This window comes from Echinicola jeungdonensis (assembly GCF_030409905.1).
Classification (GTDB): Bacteria; Bacteroidota; Bacteroidia; order Cytophagales; family Cyclobacteriaceae; genus Echinicola; species Echinicola jeungdonensis.
Map to the genome: position 1 here is coordinate 1,412,483 of NZ_JAUFQT010000001.1, position 19,721 is coordinate 1,432,203.

A 19,721-nucleotide genomic window follows, 5' to 3' on the forward strand; every position below is an offset into this window, starting at 1 on the left:
CCGCCTCCCGGAGGGCAGGCATGCCAGTGCCTTCTGCAACCCACTTCTTAAATTTCTTAACGCCAAAACCTGCAAGGCGGAAACCCTTTCCCGAAATTTCACTTCTGAAAAAAAATAAACAAAAACTTAAAAAAGTTTGATTTTGTTAATCAGAAAATCCTATAGAAAAAAACCTGCAAAACCCTTTCATCAAAAATGAAATGAAGGCAATTTATACCACATTAATATATAATCGGGTTTTAATATACTAAATACTCAAATACCATTTACTTCCCCCTCCCTTAAGAAAATTTAACGCATGATTATTGCAAAAGCCTCACATGGATTCCCAAAATGTCCCGTTGAATTCTTAATCTTGTGGGGCAAAGAAAAATGACATGAAAAAGTATTGCTATATATTAATATTGCTGTTGCCCATTTTGGCCTGTAAGCGCATCAACCCAGAAAAGCCAAAATTTGACGGGGAAATTTCACCTTTACCTAAAGCGACTTCCAAGGTCAATGTTCCCCTGACCATCCCATTGTCCTATATAGAAAAAAACCTCAACCAGAAATTGAGTGAAAAGCTTTATTCTGAAAAGGGCCTTGACATGGGTAATGGCTTACATACTGATCTGGATGTGTTGCGGAAAGGAGAAATTTCCCTAAAATCCCTTAACAATAATCACCTCCAGTTGGAGCTTCCCCTCCAACTCAAAGGGAAATTAAATATCGAAAAAGAAATCTTCGGACAGGTGATTTCCTCCTCCCTGCCTTTTGATGAATCCTTGGCTCCAAGGGTCAGTTTCGAGCCTGAAATAGGCCGAAATTGGGATGTCAACATCAAAAACATCCAAATCGAAAGCTGGGGAAGGTCTTTGAAATACAACCTGCTGGGCTATGAAATTGACTTTGACCCCATATTAAGAAAACATGTTCAAAAGATGCTGAACAGCCAATTGACCGGAGACAATTTGACCCGGATAAGTTTCAGAAATATGATTCAGGAAACCTGGCAAGTGTATGGCAAGCCTGTAAAGCTTGAACAAAATGGATTTGATGTTTTTGTATATTCCGTCCCCAAAAAGATAAAGGTTAAAGAATCATTGACCGCCAATCATGAGCTAAAGATGGCCATAGGAATAGAAGGGGAAGTATTTACCCAGGTAGGAAGTAAACCTGAAATGAAGGTCCCGCCCTTGCCCGACCTATATTATAATGGGGAAGATCGCAATTATCTGGATGTCACTTTGCCTATTGCCATTCCCTATCAAAGCCTCAATAAATACCTCAACAAGGAAATGGCCGGAAAAACTTTTCAAATTAACAGTAAAACCCAATTGACCCCAAGGGGTTTTACCACACAGCAATTTGGAGACCGTGCATTAGTAGAGGTTGAATTCACTGCCAAAAGAAATGGCAAAAAAGACCTTCAGGGGAAAGTTTTCTTGGTAGCTAGGCCCACTTATGACCCCAACCGGGAGGCTGTTGTTTTTGAGGACATTGATTTTGATCTACAGACCAAAAACATCCTGGCAAAAAGTGCAAGCTGGATGCATCAAGGCAAAGTCCTGGAGGAAATCCGGAAATATGCGGAATATCCCATTGGAGATTATATTCGGGAAGCCCGGTTGGAATTGCAGAAACAAGGGTATATCGAAACGGATTTTGCCACCTTTAGGGTAAAAAGACCTGAATTGGATGTCGAAGGAATCTACACCACCAAAGAAGATATCCGGATTTATTTGAGGTCAACTGGACAGATGGGAGTGGAACTGAAATAGTAGAAGTGAGATTTGAGACATGAGATTTGAGAATCTTTGCTCTTTATTCTAACCTCTTTCCTCTTAAATTTACCATCTCATCAAATCCCTATAGTTCCTGACTCCTTTTTGTTCGGCAAATTTTAACAATTTGAGTAGCAATTGGGCAGTCAGGAAAGCATCTCCTGCGGCGGTATGTCTGTCATGGATTGGGATTTTATAACGTTCACAAAGGGCATCCAGGGAATAATCTTTCAAATTTACCCGGCTGGGATCCAGCCTGATTCCATGCTCCAACCTAATGGCCAAGTCCCCGGTATCCAAGACGGGGTTTAGCAATCTTTTCAATCCGTAAGGACGAACTGCTTTTTCCAACATAGCCACATCAAAACCTGCATGATGGGCTACCAAAATACCTGTCCCCAGATAAGGAAGAAATTCTTCTACAAAATCATCCAGGGGAAGGGCATTTTCCGATTGAATGATTTCGTGGATTTTGATACTGGATATATTTTGCTTTTTAGAGAATAAGAGATGCTCCTTGGAGGTTTCTATTTTGATCTTTTTTTCCTGGATTTTCACCCCTCCAAAGGCCAAAATATGATCTTTTTTTACATCTAGACCAGTCGTTTCTGTGTCCAGGACCACAAACTCCAATTCGCCTAATGTTCGACTTTTGGGTATAGGCTTTTCAAATCCGGCCTCATACTTCTTGACCAGTGGGGTTTTGGGAGGCCTTTTTTTAAAAATATTAAACCAACTCATCAATCTTGAATTAAATCGGTTTGAAACCTAATAGCCAATACCTCTTGAAGCTGATGAATGGGGGAAAAAGCATTTTTAAGAAGTTGTCGTTGTAATTTCCCTAAGGAACCAGGGCTTATAAACCTCCCTGAATTACCATTCCCTATCCCTTCAATGGCCCTTAAACGCATAAATATTTCATAGGCTTTTCCTGCCTCCAAAAACAATTCCTTGTGCTTAGGCTCCAGCTCAGCCAATTTTTCAAACCTTCGGAAAGTATTATTGATTCCAACAATGCGATGACTCAATACCAATAAACGGGCAGCATCAGCCAAGGGCATCATGGCCCGCAGCTTAATATCAAATTTGTCCTGGTGATCCCCAGAGTTTTCCACTATAAAATTTCTGAAAAAGCCCAATGGAGGAGGGTTTTGAAGGGCATTTTTGGCCAAAAAGCTTAAAAAGGTTTTTCTTACCTCGATAGTCTGATAAACATGATCCGTCATTTTTTCCACCAAGGTTTTGTTCCCATACACCCTCCTAAAATCAAAAAATATGGTGGCATTCAATAGAGATTTTTGATCAGGCAAATTGATCCAATGACTGAAATAATCCTTCCATACAGATAAGGGCTGGCACCATTTGGGATTGCTGGCCATCACCTCACTTGGGCAGGTATGGAAGCCACAGGAAACCAAAATGTTAATTACTTCCTGGGCAATTTCTCCAAAATAGGCTTTGGCTTGGTTTAGCTTTTCCTCAGGGACATCCTCAAACACCAGTGCATTGTCCAGGTCCGTTCTCAGCAACTGTTCCTGTCTGCCCTCACTTCCCAGGGAAAGAAAGCTGAAAGGAATCTGGGTAATCTCCTCCGGATAAGCCGAATCATATTTCTTTTTGGCCAATACTACCGCCCTTTGGATGATTACATCATTGACCTCGGAGATGATGCTGGAAACAAAATCAATAGAAACCTCATTTTCCAGATAATATTGAAGTAAGGCCTCTGCCCTGTTCCGGATACTGGCCATTTCCTGGATATTCCAGGTATTCATCAATGCGTTGATCAAAACTGCAGGGCTGTTACCCTGGGACAAAAACACATCATGGTCGGAAAGAATCCCCATGACCTTACTTTGATCGGTTCCATCTTCGGTCAAAATCAAATGATGGATCCGGTTTTTGATCATGGTCAGGTATAGGGAGGGGAAATCGCTTTCAATGTGCATGGTTATCACCGGAGAAGTCATGAGTTCCTCCACAGTTGTGGAATAGGGCAAGCCCTTTGCCACCAAGCGGTTCCTAAAATCTTTATCGGTAATAATACCTTGGGGAAAGCCTTCATGATTTAAAATGGCAATGGATCCTACCCCCTTTTCCTGCATCAATTGGGCGGCATGTCTTACCGTATCCCCCAAATTGCAATGCAAAACCTGTTTGGAAAAGTTGATTTTTCCTTTGCCCGAAAAAACAGACAGGCCATGGTCGGTGGAAGGATCTCTAAATAAGCTCCTGGCCTTTTGGGATTGGGAAAGATCCGTCCGGATCACCACCTGACCGGCAGCAAATCCTGCAGCAAAATAAAGGCTGACTTGACTGTTTTCCTTTAAAATCTTATCAAATACGGCCACCGGAACCGCATAAACCAAACTATCTTCTGCAGCAAAACCATTGAGGACATAAGGCCTTTTTCCCAATAAGGCCAATACCCCAAAAACATCCCCTTCATCGCAATAATCCCTTATTTGCTGCTTCCCATCCTCTTCTTCCGTAAGATTGATGGATCCTTCTTTCAGGACAAAGAAATGAGGTTTGGCAGGATCACCTTTGTGAAACATGTATTCCCCTTTGGCATAATACATTAATTCCACCTCTTTGGCCACACTTTCCAAAAGCTCATCGGAAAGAAAACTGAAAGGAGGAAAACGAAATAGAAATTCCTTAACCCGGTTGACAATGACGTTTGACATGGTTATTTCGGTTGGAGCAGTTGGGAAAACCATACCTTATTTTGATAAGGCTTGTCATTATTGCTCATTTTGGTTGGCAAATTACTCAAAAACTCCCGAAAGGTAAAAGTAAAAAGGTATCAAGGGGGGGTATTACTGATTGACATTATTTGAATTAGTTATTGGTTATTTATTATTTGTTATCAAGAAATTGAGATTCATAAATCTTGACTCCTGAAATGTGAGGCTATAACTCAAAAAAAAAGCCGCTTTTCTTCAATCGAAAAACGGCCCTTTATAAACACTAAATTTGGAATTAATTGATTCTGTTCTTTTTAATTTCTTCTACTACCTCGGGATCTAATAATGTGGAAGTATCTCCCATATCATCCATTGCTCCCTCTGCCACCTTACGTAAAATCCTTCTCATGATCTTTCCGGAACGGGTCTTAGGGAGTCCGGATACAATCTGGACTTTATCAGGCTTGGCAATTGGTCCGATTATTTTCCTCACCGTTTCCTTGATCTCATTGGTAAGGTTTTCCACTGTACGGTTGGTCATATCACAGATGACATAAGCATAAATGCCCTGACCTTTTACTTCATGGGGATAACCTACCACTGCAGATTCAATAACTTTGGGGTGCTCATTGATGGCATTTTCCACTTCTGCGGTACCCATTCTGTGACCAGAAACATTGATCACATCATCCACACGACCCAATATCCTGTAATAACCATCATGGTCCCGTTTCACACCATCACCGGTAAAGTACATTCCCTTGTAAGTAGCAAAATAGGTTTGCTTACACCGTTCATGATCACCATAGGTGGTCCTTAACATGCCTGGCCATGGGAATTTTATGCAAAGGTTACCTTCTACCGAATTTCCTGTCAACTCATTGCCTTCAGGGTCAACGATGGCCAGTTGCACTCCAGGCAATGGAAGGGTAGCATATGCAGGTTTATTGGGGGTTACACCGGCCAATGGTGACACCATAATTCCTCCGGTTTCCGTTTGCCACCAGGTATCCACAATGGGACATCGGTTTTTGCCCACATGGGTATGATACCAGTGCCAAGCTTCTTCATTGATCGGTTCTCCTACAGTACCCAACACTTTAAGTGAATCCAATTTATAAGGCTCAATGGGTTCGGTGCCATGGGCCTCCAATGCCCGGATGGCAGTTGGAGCAGTGTAAAATTGATTGACTTTGTATTTGTCCACTATGGCCCAAAAACGGCCTGCATCCGGATAGGTAGGCACCCCTTCAAACATGATAGAGGTAGCCCCCGCCAACAGTGGACCATATACAATATAAGAGTGTCCGGTAATCCAGCCAATGTCTGCTGTACACCAATAAATATCACCTGGAGAATATTGGAAAACATTTTCAAATGTATATTTGGAATAAACCATATACCCTCCAGTAGTATGGACAATCCCTTTAGGTTTGCCTGTAGATCCTGAAGTATAAAGGATAAAAAGCATATCCTCACTGTCCATCTCGGTAGCAGTATTGGTTTCTGCCTGACCTGCAATAAAGTCATGCCACCAGTAATCCCTGCCTTCCTTCATTACCACATCCTGCTTGGTTCTTTGATAAACAACCACGGTTTCAACATCATTGGTCTTTTCAAGGGCTTCATCCACTACAGCTTTCACCTCGATTTTCTTTTTTCCCCTAAAATTACCATCAGAAGTAAGTACTGCTTTCGCCTGGCAATCCTCGATCCGGTCAGCAAGGGCATTGCTGGAAAATCCTGCAAAAACCACGGAATGAACCGCCCCAATCCTTGCACAAGCCAGCATGGCTACTGCTGCTTCCGGCACCATGGGCATATAAATGATCACTTTATCACCCTTGCCAATTCCTTTGGCTTTTAGGGCATTTGAAAATTTACATACTTTATGGTAAAGCTCCTGATAAGTCAGCACCCTGCCTTCCTCATTGGGGTCATTGGGTTCCCAGATAATGGCGGGCCGGTCTCCCAAGGTAAAGAGATGCCTTTCCAAAACATTTTCAGTGATGTTCAGCTTTCCATTAACAAACCATTTGACATCCGGCCCCTCAAAATTCCAATCCAGCACCTTGTCCCATCTTTTCCTCCAATGGAAGGAATCAGCAATACGGGCCCAAAACTTGTCCGGTTCTGCTAAACTTTTTTGATATTCATGAAAATACCCACTCAGGGTATGTATTCTATCACTCATGTCAGCGCTACTATTTTAGGTTTTATTATTAATCTGGTAAATTATCAATATATCAAAAATTAAAAGAATTGCTCTTCCTGCTTTTGAGCATTTCTTGCCTGCCAAAGGAAAAGGACCATTTTCATTGGCACATCCTTCATAAAGCTAAGCAAATAATTGCTTAATCGGATGTCATAGCCGTTAAGTATTGTTAATTATTCTTTAATCACACCATCAACACTTAATGGGTATGGGCTTTTCCTGCTCCTCTTGGCACCCTGATATCCTCAACCAAATCTTGAACTTCCTGTGGAGGTGGAGGTGTCATTTTGGACACAATAAAGCAAACTAAAAAGTTTAAAATCATGCCCAAAGAACCGACGCCTTCAGGAGAAATACCAAACCACCAGTTATCGGCATCCAGCTCGTTGGGATGAACACCAAAAAGTTCCTGACCAAACTTGAAATAGATTATATAGCTTAGGGTAAATATCAGGCCACACAACATCCCGGCAATAGCACCTTCCTTATTAATCCTTTTGGAAAATATCCCCATGATAATCACTGGGAAAAAAGAAGCTGCCGCCAAACCAAAAGCAAAGGCAACCACTTCGGCCACAAATCCAGGAGGATGAATTCCAAAATATCCGGCAATCACCACAGCTGCCGCCGCAGCTGCCCTGGCAATGAGCAATTCTTTCTTTTCGGGAATATCGGGGTTAAAATTTTTCACCAAATCCCTGGAAACGGAAGTGGAAATCACCAATAATAGTCCTGCTGCAGTGGACAGGGCTGCCGCCATCCCCCCTGCGGCAACCAACCCTACAACCCAATTGGGTAGTTTGGCAATTTCCGGGTTGGCCAATACCATGATATCCTTGTCAATTGTCAGTTCGTTGACTGCCTCATCGGCTGAATATTGGACAATACCATCTTCATTCTTATCATTGATTTTTATCAACTCGGTTTGCTGCCAATTTCCCACCCATTCTGGCAAATCGTCTACCGGCTTTTCTGCAACTGTATCGATAGCATTATAAATCCCAAATGCGGCCACCGCAGGAGCAGTGGTGTACAAAATGGCTATAAAAACCAAGGCAAATCCAGCAGACAAACGGGCATCTTTCACTCTTGGTACAGTAAAAAACCGAACTATCACATGGGGCAATCCTGCCGTCCCCACCATCAAAGCCAAAGTAATGGCAAACATATCCATCATGGGCTTACTGCCAGTGGTATATTCATGAAATCCCAAATCTGTTAATACTCCATCCAGCTTGTCCAATAAAAAGGTACCATCTTCCACAGTACCCCCCAATCCAAGTTGTGGAATTGGGTTGTTGGTCAACTGCATGGAAACAAATATGGCAGGTACCAAAAAAGCAAAAATCAAAACACAATACTGGGCCACTTGCGTATAGGTAATTCCTTTCATTCCTCCAAGCACTGCATAAAAGAAAACGATAGCCATCCCGATATAAACTCCGGTATTGATATCCACTTCCAGATAGCGGCTAAACACAATACCCACACCACGCATCTGTCCGGCCACATAGGTAAATGAAATAAAAATGGCACAGATCACTGCCACCACCCGGGCCTTGTTGGAATAATAGCGGTCACCCACAAAATCAGGTACGGTAAATTTTCCAAATTTTCTCAAATATGGCGCAAGAAGCAAAGCCAAAAGCACATAACCACCTGTCCAGCCCATTAAATAAACAGATCCATCATAACCGGCAAAGGCAATCACCCCGGCCATAGAAATAAAGGAAGCAGCTGACATCCAGTCAGCTCCTGTTGCCATGCCATTGGCCAAGGGAGAGACCCCGCCTCCGGCAATATAAAATTCTTTGGTAGAACCTGCCCGGCTCCAAATAGCAATTCCAATATATAGGGCGAATGACAGCCCTACCAATATATAAGTCCAAGTAAGTATATCCATGATTTTTTCTAAAAATTGAATTATTCGTGTACATCAAATTTCCTGTCCAGCCTGTTGAGCAGCCAGACATACACAAAAACTAAAACAACAAAAACATAAATGGATCCTTGCTGGGCAAACCAGAACCCTAATTTATATCCACCCAATTGGATATGATTCAGGGGTTCTGCTAAAATAATTCCGAAACCAAAGGAAACGGTAAACCAAACAGCCAATAGGGAAAGAAGTATCTTTATATTCTTCCTCCAATAGGCCTTCATTTTTTCTTGATGACTCATGATCAAAGGTTAAAATTTTGGGGTTAGGTTAATTAGTTATTCAGAAATATTAATTGGCCAAAACACTAAAGAAAATAGCTCATTTCCTTCCAAACATAATTCTCCAATTAATTTTCACCCCTGAATTAACAATAAAATCCCTGATAAGCCATAAAAAACCCAAACATTTTATAAGCCAATCAGCACAGTAACATACGATCAATTAATTTTCGAAATATTAATCACCTCGGAATATTTACCATCAATAAGCCTATTTGAGGATATCAAAAGTAAAAAATTGTACTGTATTGGCAGATTAATCGATCAATTGATTAGTTCAACCCCAAAAGGGGTTGTTGACTGGGTGTCCATCTGGATTTGCAACAAAAAACTGGACAAATGATTAAGCTCTATGTTAATATAATAACGCCTGCCGCGGGCTCCTCAAATTGTCAGTGCGATATTGAAAAAAAAATCACCCTGACAATTTCGAGGTCAGTCTTTATACGGTAATTTTTTTGTTGGTTTTTCCGAACTGATCAGGTGATAGGTACCCAAGTGAGGAGTGTCTCCTGTTCCTATTGTACCAGATTTCAATAAATTCGAAAATTTCCTGTTTTGCTTGCATTACTGATCCGTATTTACGGTATCCTGTTTCCGATTTCAGGATTTTGAAGAAGTTTTCAGCTACTGCATTGTCCCAGCAGTTTCCTTTTCTGCTCATGCTCTGCCTCACCTTTTCAGAATCGAGTTCATTCTTGAATTCACCGCAGGCATATTGTACGCCCCTGTCTGAATGGAAAACCAGGTCTCTGAAAAAAGGCCTGTTGATCTGTGCCATTCGCCATGCCGGTATAACTGTTGCCCCGGCATGCATGGTGGTGGACATCGACCATCCGATTATCTTACGGTCATACAGGTCCATGATCATGGTCAGGTAAAGCCATCCCTCTTCTGTCCAGATGTAGGTAATGTCCGATACCCATGATTTTGCAGGGCCATCAGGGCTGAAGTTCCTGTTAAGCAGGTTCGGACTGATTCTGAAACTGTGGTTAGATTCAGTGGTACAGACACTGAACTTCCCCGATATCACACTCCTGAGCCCATTTGCTTTCATTATCCTGGCAACCCTTGGCCTGGACACCGAAAAGCCCCTGTCCCTAAGCTCAATGGTTATCTTCGGACTTCCATACCGGCACTTGCTTTCAGCATAGATTTTATGGATTTCCCTGGATACTTCTTCTCGCTCCTCAGCACATTTGGATGGTTTTCGGTTAAGCCAGCCATAAAAACCGCTTCTGCTTACTTTAAAAACCCTGCACATCTTTTCAACAGCAAACTCGTGCCTGTGAGCCCTTATGAACCGGAATATTTGTTGTCCCCCTTGGAAAAGATGCTTACTGCCTTTTTTAGAATATCACGCTCCAGTTCGGCTTCTTTCAGGGCTTTTTTCAAGGCAAGGATTTCTTTCTCTTCTTCTGTTAGATGCTGTTTCCCGTTTCCGGGAAAGCTGCTGGATTCACTTGCTTTAAATTCCCTGGCCCAACGCCTGACCAGGTCTGGTCCAATCCCAAGTTCTCTTCCAACTTCAGTACTTATTTTTCCATTCAAATGAAGCTCTACGGCCATCGTTTTAAAGGCCTTGTCAAATGTTCTCCTTTCTCTATTACTCATTGTTTCAAATTTAAGAAAAGAGCTTAACTTATTGTCCAGTCAAAGGTATACACTCCAATCATCTTTATTAACCCCGGGTTTCACCCAGGGTTATTGTGGTTGAAGCCTTAACAGGCTTCTTCCCTCACCTCGGTCTGTGTCCCACAGAATGGTCCATTTCATAACCAAGGAAATTTTTTAGAACTGATTTTCTCCAATCCAGGCCTTTTTCATTCTGTCTTGAAGTTGGTTTGGGTTTCAAAATCCAGGGTTGTGGAAGAAAATCTCCAGTTGGGAATTATTAACCTACAATAGCTCCCTTGAAAGATAGGTTAAATTAATTAAGAGGCCACCACAAGTTTCCTCAAGCCTGTAGGGCTTGAACAAAAATAACCCTGGGAGCATCTTAGAGAAATTACAGAATCTATTCCTTCCAACTCCAGAGGAGTTGAACATTATTAAAGCGATAAAATAACTTAACCCAACATCCCGGTAGCTGAGCCATTAATCAAAATCCAAAGGTTACGGTTTAACAATTAACGAATTAACAAATCACAAAATAACTTGTCCTTCAAGATTCCCACTACAAATCAGGCAATTATATTTAAGGAATTATCCTTACAATGAATATTCCGAAAGTATGGCAATCAGCGCAGCCAAAACACTAATCAGTAGGCGATTAAGGTGAAATTTATGGTGAGGGCTGGTCTCAAAAAAGATAGTTGTACTGATGTGCAAAAAACCTCCTGCCACCAGACCAAACATCACTTCCATAGCTCCTGAGCCAATCAGGTTTCCTGATAACATCATTCCACTGGAAACCATACCTAAAGGGGAAGCCAATGCAAAAAGCCCTAACAAAATAAACACCCACTTCCTGGAAAGGCTATTCGCCAAAACTGCGACTAAGGCAAAAGCTGCTGGGGCCTTGTGCATAACAATGCCCCAAAGCAGGGTTTCACTGCCATGGTGGTGGCCCGAAAGGGAAGGCTGCTGGGTTAGCAATGTCCCTTCCAAAAAAGCATGCAAGGATAATCCCACCATCACCATCCAAACTGTCTTTTTGCTTCCACCATGATGATGCATATGACCATGTTCCACCCCAGCTGAAAGGAACTCCAAAACTTGTTGAAGCAAAAAACCAATCAGAACATATAGGCCCATGTAATAGGCGGAATCAGTTTTGCCAAATAGCTCTGGCAAAATGTGTAATACGGTAATGGAAAAAAGGTAAGACCCTGCAAAAACCAGGATCAATTTAAAATTCTTTTCTTTCCATTGGGGAATAGTAAACGCCAAAACCCCAGCCACAAAAGCGGAAATAAAAAGTATAATGAATTGTAAGATCATTCCTGTATATCTTCTTTTAAATGGGAAACAAAAGGTTTAAGCTGCTCACTTACATAGGTCCGCATACCTGAAGAATCATTATATATCAAAAAAACCGAAATATTTTCCATTTTTTCCTCCCATTCAATGGCTTTTTCTTTGCCCATCACCATCATGGCAGTGGCAAAAGCATCAGCGGTCATACAGTCCTCTGCCAGGACCGTAGCACTTAAAAGCCTGTGATTAACGGGATAACCGGATTTAGGGTCGATGGTATGAGAATATTTCACACTGTCTTTGACATAAAAATTCCTGTAATTTCCAGAGGTAGCCATCCCTTTATTGTCCAGGGCAATGATGCTGAAAATATCTTGGGCTCCTGCTTCCTCTTCAGGAGTATTAATCCCCACCTTCCAAAGCTCACCATTTTCATTGGTTCCCTTTGCTATCAGCTCACCCCCTATTTCTACCAACATATCGGAAACACCTTTAGCCTCTAAAAAATCACCGACCACATCCACCCCATAACCTTTGGCGATAGCACTAAAATCCAGATAGACCTCTGGTCGGCTTTTCCAGGCTTTTAGGGAATCAAATTGAATCAAATCAAAGCCTACCCATCTTAATATTTGCGGAATAGCAAGGCTATCACCTTTCTTTTGCCCCCCCTCAGGGCCAAAACCCCAGGCATTAACCAATGGCCCCACCGTAGGGTCAAATGCTCCCTCCGTCAGAGCGTGAACCTCTCGGCTTTTTTCTAGTACAGTCGGGAAAAAGGGTGATTCAAAAACCAAGGTATCCTGACGGTTAAAGCGGCTCAATTCTGAATCTTCCATATAGGTGGACAATGATTGGTTAAATGCCAACAACAAAGAATCCACAGATGCCTTAAAATCCCGGTTTAGCTGATCCAGATAAATGATCCGGTAAGTAGTTCCCATAGTTTCTCCACTGATCACCATTTTACCTTCCTTTTCGGGTACAGGAACTGAAGTGGATTGTTGGTTTTGCCGGTAGAGGTAAACCAAAAAGACCACCATCAGCAGGATGATAGAGTAAATAATGTTTTTCCTGGCGTTCTTATGCATGGATTTCAAAATTTCCCGAAAGTTACCTTTATATTTTAAGATTGAAAAAATTGAAAGATTTAAAGATCCAACCAATTTAAAAATGGCCAGGTCCTCAATCATTCCATATTAAACCCTATAATTTTTATTTCTCTATAAATCGTTATTATATAATAAATATAAAATGAAAAGGAGTCTTTTTACGCATTTTCCAGCTCGGCCCTTGGTGGGGTTGGTTTTAAGGAATTTGAGGAGACCGAAAAAAAAATGAGCTAGCTAGCGAAGTAGCGAGCGAGATCCGCTCATTTTTAGGTCGGAACAATTTTCTTAAAATTTAAATTGGGTAACCCTAAATTCAATCTAAAAGACAAAACGAAATACCCAATTTAAAAACTCCACCACATGCCTAGATTTTTTGTCTACTTTTTCATCAATGGGAAAAGTAGATCCAATTAAACTAAACCATATGATTTGAATAATAGGCAACGAATCATTAAGAGGATTTAAATTTCTTCCAATTCTATATTTCCTATATTTGTAAGCAAGGAAAGCGGACAACATGAGAGAAGATTATTTAAGTGGCGACAATGAACATTTAAGTTCCACGGACAGAGAGGTGGAAAAAGCCTTAAGGCCTCTAAGCTTTGATGACTTTACCGGCCAGCAAAAGATCTTGGACAACATCCAAATATTTGTAATGGCTGCCAAAAAGCGGAATGAGCCCTTGGACCATGTCCTGCTTCATGGCCCTCCTGGATTGGGCAAGACTACCCTTAGCCATATCATTGCCAATGAACTGGAGTCCAATATTAAAATCACTTCAGGCCCTGTATTGGACAAACCTTCCGATTTGGCAGGTCTTCTGACCAATTTGGAAGAAGGAGATGTGCTCTTTATCGATGAAATCCACCGCTTAAATTCCGTGGTAGAAGAATACCTTTATTCGGCCATGGAGGATTTCCGGATAGACATAATGCTAGATTCCGGACCTAATGCCCGCTCGGTCCAGATTTCCCTCAATCCATTTACCCTTGTTGGAGCAACCACACGTTCAGGTCTTTTAACTGCCCCACTCCGGGCACGTTTCGGGATCAATGCAAGGCTGGAATATTATGATGCCCAATTACTGACCGATATCGTCACCCGTTCTGCTGGAATCTTAGGGGTTCCCCTTGATGAGGTTGCCGCCTTTGAAATTGCCCGCAGGAGCCGGGGCACCCCCAGGATTGCCAACACGTTATTGCGCAGGACCCGGGATTTTGCAGATATTAAAGGACAAGGAAAAATCACATTGGACATCGCCAAAATGGCCCTTAATGCCCTAGATGTAGATGAAAATGGTTTGGATGAAATGGACAACAGGATCCTTTTTACCATTATTGACAAATTTAAAGGCGGCCCTGTTGGCATAAGCACCATCGCTACGGCTTGTGGAGAAGAAGGCGAAACCATTGAAGAGGTTTATGAACCATTCCTGATCCAGGAGGGTTACCTCAAAAGAACTTCCCGGGGAAGGGTGGCCACAGAACTGGCCTATAAACACCTGGACATCCGCCCTCATTTCGGGGGGCAATTCGGATCCCTATTTGGAGAATAAACAAAATCTAAACTCCCCTCTATTATAAGGTACAATTTTCCATCATGCATCCAGATCATCATGCTTCTGTTCTAAAAAAAATAGCCAAGGAACTGGGCTTTGATTTTTGTGGCATTTCCCAAGCAGAATTTATGGAGGAAGAAGCTCCCAAACTGGAAGCTTGGCTCAATAAAAACTACCAAGGGAAAATGGGCTATATGGCCAACCATTTTGACAAAAGACTGGATCCCACTAAATTGGTGGAAGGAGCCAAAACAGTGGTCAGCCTGATTTACAATTACTATCCGAAACAAAAACTTCCTGAAGGAAAATCTGATTACAAAATTGCCAAATATGCTTATGGCAAAGATTACCATTTTGTCATCAAAGACAAATTAAAGACCTTTTTAACCCTCCTTAAGGAGGAAATCGGAGATGTTGAAGGAAGGGCTTTTGTGGACTCTGCCCCGATAATGGAAAGGCAATGGGCGCAAAAAGCTGGACTTGGCTGGCAGGGTAAAAACAGCCTCTTGCTCAACCGGAAAATGGGCAGCTTCTTTTTCCTTGCAGAATTAATCATTGATCTGGAGGCTACTCCTGATGCTCCAATGACCAAGGACTATTGTGGCACTTGTACCCGCTGCATTGATGCGTGCCCTACGGATGCCATCGTTCAAGCCGGTGTGGTGGATGGATCCAAGTGCATTTCTTATTTCACTATTGAGCTCAAGGATGAATTGCCCCAATCCATGAAGGGAAAATTTGAAAACTGGATGTTTGGATGTGATATCTGCCAGGATGTATGTCCCTGGAACCGTTTTTCCCAGCCCCACCATGAGCCTCAATTTGAACTTCATCCAGACCTTAAAGAAATGACCAACAAAGACTGGGAAGAAATTACCCAGGAAACATTTAGCAAAGTATTCCAAAAATCAGCCGTGAAAAGAACCAAGCTGAAGGGGCTGAAGAGGAATATCAATTTTTTGAAAAAGGATTAAATAGTATGTGGTATGTAGAATTTGGTATTTGGATCTCTTTCCCCGGTTGTGCTGGGGCACAGCTGACGGGATAACACCGATCTATGGGACAACGCTGTCCCCGAAGACGAGGAGCCTATCCCTAACACTAAGGGAAAGTCCCCCTCAAGGGGAATTTTGGGGTTTCAAATCTCACATCTGAATACTTTCCCAGTTTTCAACCAATTCACTCCAACAGTTTCAATATATCATCCATATAATCCCTGTCGTTGGAGAGACGGGGGACTTTATTTTGACCTCCCAATTTGCCACGGGCTTTCATCCATTTTTCAAACAAGCCTTCTTGGGCAAAATGAATTTTGGGTTTGTCCAAAGCCAAGTCTTTGTACCTTTTGGCATCATAATCGGAATTGATCTGCCGGAGGGTTTCATCCAGTTTTTGCTTGAACAACTCTCCATCATTGGGCATGGTTTTGAATTCAATCACCCATTCATGGGCTCCCTTCCCATCAGCACTGTCAAAATATACCGGGGCAGCTGTAAAATTAACTATAGTGGCCCCGGTAGCATCAGCAGCTACCTCTATTGCTTTTTCGGCATTCTCCACGATTACCTCCTCCCCAAAAGCATTTATAAAATGCTTGGTACGGCCGGAAATTTTGATGCGGTAAGGACGGATGGAGGTAAACTTGACCGTATCTCCAATCTTATACCGCCAAAGCCCTCCATTGGTGCTGATCACTATGGCATAATTTTTTCCTAACTCTACTTCTTCCAATGGAATGACTTTGGGATCCTCCTTGTCCCATTCCTCCATGGGAATGAATTCATAAAAAATCCCATAATCCAACATCAATAAAAGTTCATCGGAATCTTTTTTGTCCTGAATGCCAAAAAATCCCTCAGAAGCATTATAAGTCTCCATATAATGCATTTTTTCTGATGGGATCAATTCCTGAAAAAGCCTTCTGTAAGGCCCAAATGCTACTGCCCCGTGGAAGAAAATTTCCAGATTAGGCCAGACTTCCAGGATATTTTTAGAATTGGTGATTTCCAGAATCCTTTGCAACAAAACAATAGTCCAGGTGGGCACACCGGAAATGCTGGTCACATTTTCCTTGAGAGTCTCATTAGCCATCTTTTCAATTTTGGCCTCCCATTCGCTCATCAGGGCGGTTTCAAGGCTAGGTGTTCTTGCCAACTGGGCCCACATGGGAAGGTTCCGCATGATCACAGCGGAAATATCCCCATAATGGCTGTTTTTGTTGACATCCAAGGTATTGACCTGGCTGCTGCCTCCAATGGCCAGGCTTTTTCCGGTAAAAAGTTTACTATTAGGGTAGTTGTTGACATACAAGGAAAGCATGTCCTTTCCCCCTTTAAAATGGCAATCCTCAAGGGATTCCTGGGAAACAGGGATAAATTTACTACGGCTTCCAGTGGTGCCTGAAGATTTAGAAAACCAATTGATATCTGTTGGCCAAATGACATTTTGCTCACCCTTCATGGTCTGCTCAATATAGGGTTGCATCTGCTCATAATTGTGAATTGGCATTTGCCTGGCAAAATCCTGATAGCTTTTGACATCGGAAAAACCGTACTTTTTCCCAATCTGGGTTTTCCGGGCGGTTTTGATCAGGTCAAAAAAAATGTCCTGTTGAACTTCGATGGGGTTTTCTTTGAAATTATCAATTTGACCAATTCGGATTTTAAAAATCCAGGTCATAAAAGTATTGAGCACCTCCATAAATTAACTTATATCTTTCTTTTTAACTCAAAATGTTTACCCAAATATACTTTTCGGACCTGTTCATCAGCTGCCAATTCTTCTGCAGTACCCGCTTTGAGCAATTTCCCTTCAAACATCAGGTAAGCTCTATCGGTAATGGAAAGGGTCTCGTTCACATTGTGATCGGTGATCAAAATGCCAATGTTTTTATTTTTTAGTTTGGCCACAATGGACTGGATTTCTTCCACGGCTATGGGATCCACCCCGGCAAAAGGCTCATCCAAAAGGACAAACTTTGGGTCCACGGCCAATGCCCGGGCAATTTCTGTCCTTCTTCTTTCCCCACCCGAAAGGACCATACCCAGGTTTTTGCGTACATGAGTAAGGCTAAACTCCTCCAATAACTCCTCTACCTTCTCCTTCTGTGCGGTTTTGGACATATTGGACATTTCCAGCACAGCCATGATATTTTCCTCCACACTTAATTTCCTGAATACAGAAGCTTCCTGGGCCAAATAACCAATGCCCAGGTTGGCCCTTTTGTACATGGGAAGTTTGGTTATTTCATCCTGATCCAGAAACACCCTGCCCTCATTCGGCTTGATCAAGCCCACAATCATATAAAAGGAAGTAGTTTTCCCTGCTCCATTGGGTCCCAACAACCCTACAATTTCCCCTTGTTCTACTTCCACGGAGATATTGTTGACGACTTTTTTCCCTTTATATATTTTGACCAGGTTTTCTCCACGTAATATCATCTCAATCAAATTTTATGTCCTTGACATACAACTGCAAGGTACTGGTATTTCTAAAAGTATTTTCTCTTATTTCAAAGGCAATATTAAATCTCATCTTGCTGTTGAGCATTTCATAATAGGTAGCAAATCCAAAAGCAATGCATACCGGGAATGTCTGCTGCCCATCCTGCACGATTTCAAATTTCAAATGTTTGTCCTTAAGCACCCTGATGTTCCGGGCATAAACCTGGTTAGCACAAAAAACCGGCTCAGGATTACCAGGCCCAAAAGGCGTCATCTGCTGCAATATATTATAAAATTTGTAATTGATCTGATCCAGCTCCAATTCATCATCTACCTCCAGCACAGGTTTGGTATGGATATCGGATATTCTTTGGCTGACAACCTCCTCAAATTTTTCCTGAAAAGCCTCCACTTTGTCCACCGCCAAGGTCAATCCGGCTGCATATTTATGCCCGCCAAATTGTTCCAATAAATCACTGCATTCACTGATGGCCGAATAAATATCAAAATCAAAAACTGACCTCGCACTCCCTGTGGCCTTGTTGTTAGATTCTGTCAAGATAATGGTAGGCCGGTAAAATTGCTCAATGCAACGGCTGGCCACAATTCCGATAACCCCTTTGTGCCAATCCTCTTTAAAGAGGACGGTGCTTTTATAAGGTCTGATGGCCTCCATATCTTCGATCATCTGGATGGCCTCTTTGGTGATATTTTCGTCAAAGTTTTTCCGGGCAGAATTTACATCCTCCACCAATTCAGCCCGCTGTAAGGCATCCTGGATATCTTTAGAGATCAATAATTCCACGGAAGCTTTGGCATGTTCAAGCCTTCCTGAAGCATTGATCCGGGGACCAATGCGGAAAACAATATCCGAAATATTGATATCCTTATCGGTTTTTAATTGCAGCATTTCCCGCTGCAAAAGGTGCTTATTGGACAGCAATTCATCCAAACTCCGGGTTCCTTTCCCTGCCAAAATCAAGGCCATCAAGCCCGGGCGGGGGTTGTTATTCAACCTCTCCAGTCCATAATAGGCCAAAATCCGGTTTTCACCGGTAATGGGAACAATATCAGCAGCTATACTCACGGCCACCAAATCCAAGTATCCGAACAAATGGCTGGCATTTTTTCCGGTTTTTTCGACAAAAGCCTGCATCAGTTTAAAACCAACACCACATCCACTCAGCTCTTTATAGGGATAATTACAATCTTTTCTTTTAGGGTCCAAAACTGCAAGTGCATCCGGCAGTTTTTCCCCAGGGGTATGATGGTCACAAATGATAAAATCCACCCCAAGGCTTTTGGCCAGGGCAACATTTTCGAGGGCTTTGATCCCACAGTCCAGGGAGACAATCAGTTTAAAGTCGTTTTCAGCGGCATAACGGACCCCCTTTTCAGAAATCCCGTAACCTTCCTGATATCGATCGGGAATATAAAAATCAACATGGGGATAAAATTCATGCAAATATCCATAAAAAAGGGCCACGGAAGTGGTTCCATCCACATCATAATCACCGTAGATCAGGATCTTTTCATTTTGGTTTACAGCCTGGACCAAGCGATCCACTGCAATATCCATATCTTTCATCAAAAAAGGCGGATGGATTTTATCCAGATCTGGCCTGAAATACTCTTTGGCTTGTTGAAAATCATCCACGCCTCTGTTCACCAGCAAATTGGCCAATGTTGGGTTTACATTAATCTCACTGCTAAGGGATTGTACTGTTATTGGATCTGCTTTACTTTTTATTTCCCACCTAAACTCCATGCGGTCTAAATTACTAAACTATAATGCTTC

14 protein-coding genes are annotated in these 19,721 nt (G+C 42.2%); 3 read left to right on the top strand and 11 right to left on the bottom strand.

Annotated elements, in window-relative coordinates; translation table 11 throughout:
- Positions 1-377 precede the first annotated feature (377 nt).
- Positions 378-1,763 carry a DUF4403 family protein gene (locus QWY93_RS05990; RefSeq protein ID WP_290247258.1) on the top strand — a complete coding sequence of 462 codons (1,386 nt, stop codon included), beginning with the start codon at positions 378-380 and terminating at the stop codon, positions 1,761-1,763.
- 69 nt (positions 1,764-1,832) lie between these two features.
- On the opposite strand, the gene QWY93_RS05995 is transcribed toward QWY93_RS05990, so the two are convergent.
- The 8 genes from QWY93_RS05995 to QWY93_RS06030 form a co-directional block, all read right to left on the bottom strand.
- On the bottom strand, positions 1,833-2,507 hold the full coding sequence (locus tag QWY93_RS05995) for a 3'-5' exonuclease (RefSeq protein WP_290247259.1): 675 nt from the start codon (positions 2,505-2,507) through the stop codon (positions 1,833-1,835).
- Complete coding sequence (locus tag QWY93_RS06000) at positions 2,507-4,456, bottom strand: DUF294 nucleotidyltransferase-like domain-containing protein (RefSeq protein ID WP_290247260.1); 1,950 nt, start codon at positions 4,454-4,456, stop codon at positions 2,507-2,509. Before QWY93_RS06000 ends, QWY93_RS05995 begins: the two co-directional genes overlap by 1 nt.
- Positions 4,457-4,751: 295 nt before the next feature.
- Positions 4,752-6,650 (bottom strand): acetate--CoA ligase, encoded by a 1,899-nt coding sequence (gene acs, locus QWY93_RS06005; RefSeq protein WP_290247261.1) that lies wholly within the window; start codon positions 6,648-6,650, stop codon positions 4,752-4,754.
- Between the two features lie 220 nt (positions 6,651-6,870).
- Positions 6,871-8,574, bottom strand: a complete 1,704-nt coding sequence (locus QWY93_RS06010; RefSeq protein WP_290247263.1) for a sodium:solute symporter family protein — start codon at positions 8,572-8,574, stop codon at positions 6,871-6,873.
- 20 nt (positions 8,575-8,594) lie between these two features.
- A complete protein-coding gene (locus QWY93_RS06015) occupies positions 8,595-8,852 on the bottom strand; it encodes a DUF4212 domain-containing protein (RefSeq protein ID WP_290247264.1) in 258 nt (85 codons plus the stop codon).
- 481 nt (positions 8,853-9,333) lie between these two features.
- Positions 9,334-10,505 (bottom strand): IS3 family transposase gene (locus QWY93_RS06020; protein WP_435380190.1). Its coding sequence is split into 2 segments (ribosomal slippage): positions 9,334-10,244 and positions 10,244-10,505, totalling 1,173 coding nucleotides; the frame shifts between segments, so codons are not numbered across the junction.
- 597 nt (positions 10,506-11,102) lie between these two features.
- Positions 11,103-11,834: a ZIP family metal transporter gene (locus QWY93_RS06025; RefSeq protein WP_290247267.1), complete on the bottom strand. Its 732-nt coding sequence runs from the start codon at positions 11,832-11,834 to the stop codon at positions 11,103-11,105.
- Positions 11,831-12,901 carry an FAD:protein FMN transferase gene (locus QWY93_RS06030; RefSeq protein WP_290247268.1) on the bottom strand — a complete coding sequence of 357 codons (1,071 nt, stop codon included), beginning with the start codon at positions 12,899-12,901 and terminating at the stop codon, positions 11,831-11,833. Before QWY93_RS06030 ends, QWY93_RS06025 begins: the two co-directional genes overlap by 4 nt.
- A 538-nt stretch (positions 12,902-13,439) precedes the next feature.
- Between QWY93_RS06030 and ruvB the strand changes: the two genes are divergently transcribed.
- Positions 13,440-14,477 carry a Holliday junction branch migration DNA helicase RuvB gene (gene ruvB / locus QWY93_RS06035; protein ID WP_290247269.1) on the top strand — a complete coding sequence of 346 codons (1,038 nt, stop codon included), beginning with the start codon at positions 13,440-13,442 and terminating at the stop codon, positions 14,475-14,477.
- A 44-nt stretch (positions 14,478-14,521) separates the two neighbouring features.
- On the top strand, positions 14,522-15,454 hold the full coding sequence (queG, locus tag QWY93_RS06040) for a tRNA epoxyqueuosine(34) reductase QueG (RefSeq protein WP_290247270.1): 933 nt from the start codon (positions 14,522-14,524) through the stop codon (positions 15,452-15,454).
- Between the two features lie 205 nt (positions 15,455-15,659).
- On the opposite strand, the gene QWY93_RS06045 is transcribed toward queG, so the two are convergent.
- Genes QWY93_RS06045 through recJ form a run of 3 tightly spaced genes read right to left on the bottom strand, consistent with a single transcriptional unit; the run spans position 15,660 to position 19,691 of the window.
- Positions 15,660-17,180: a GH3 auxin-responsive promoter family protein gene (locus tag QWY93_RS06045; protein WP_290247271.1), complete on the bottom strand. Its 1,521-nt coding sequence runs from the start codon at positions 17,178-17,180 to the stop codon at positions 15,660-15,662.
- Positions 17,181-17,188: 8 nt separating this feature from the next.
- Positions 17,189-17,920, bottom strand: a complete 732-nt coding sequence (gene lptB, locus QWY93_RS06050; RefSeq protein WP_290247272.1) for an LPS export ABC transporter ATP-binding protein — start codon at positions 17,918-17,920, stop codon at positions 17,189-17,191.
- 1 nt (position 17,921) lies between these two features.
- Positions 17,922-19,691: a single-stranded-DNA-specific exonuclease RecJ gene (gene recJ, locus QWY93_RS06055; RefSeq protein ID WP_290247273.1), complete on the bottom strand. Its 1,770-nt coding sequence runs from the start codon at positions 19,689-19,691 to the stop codon at positions 17,922-17,924.
- Positions 19,692-19,721 lie beyond the last annotated feature (30 nt).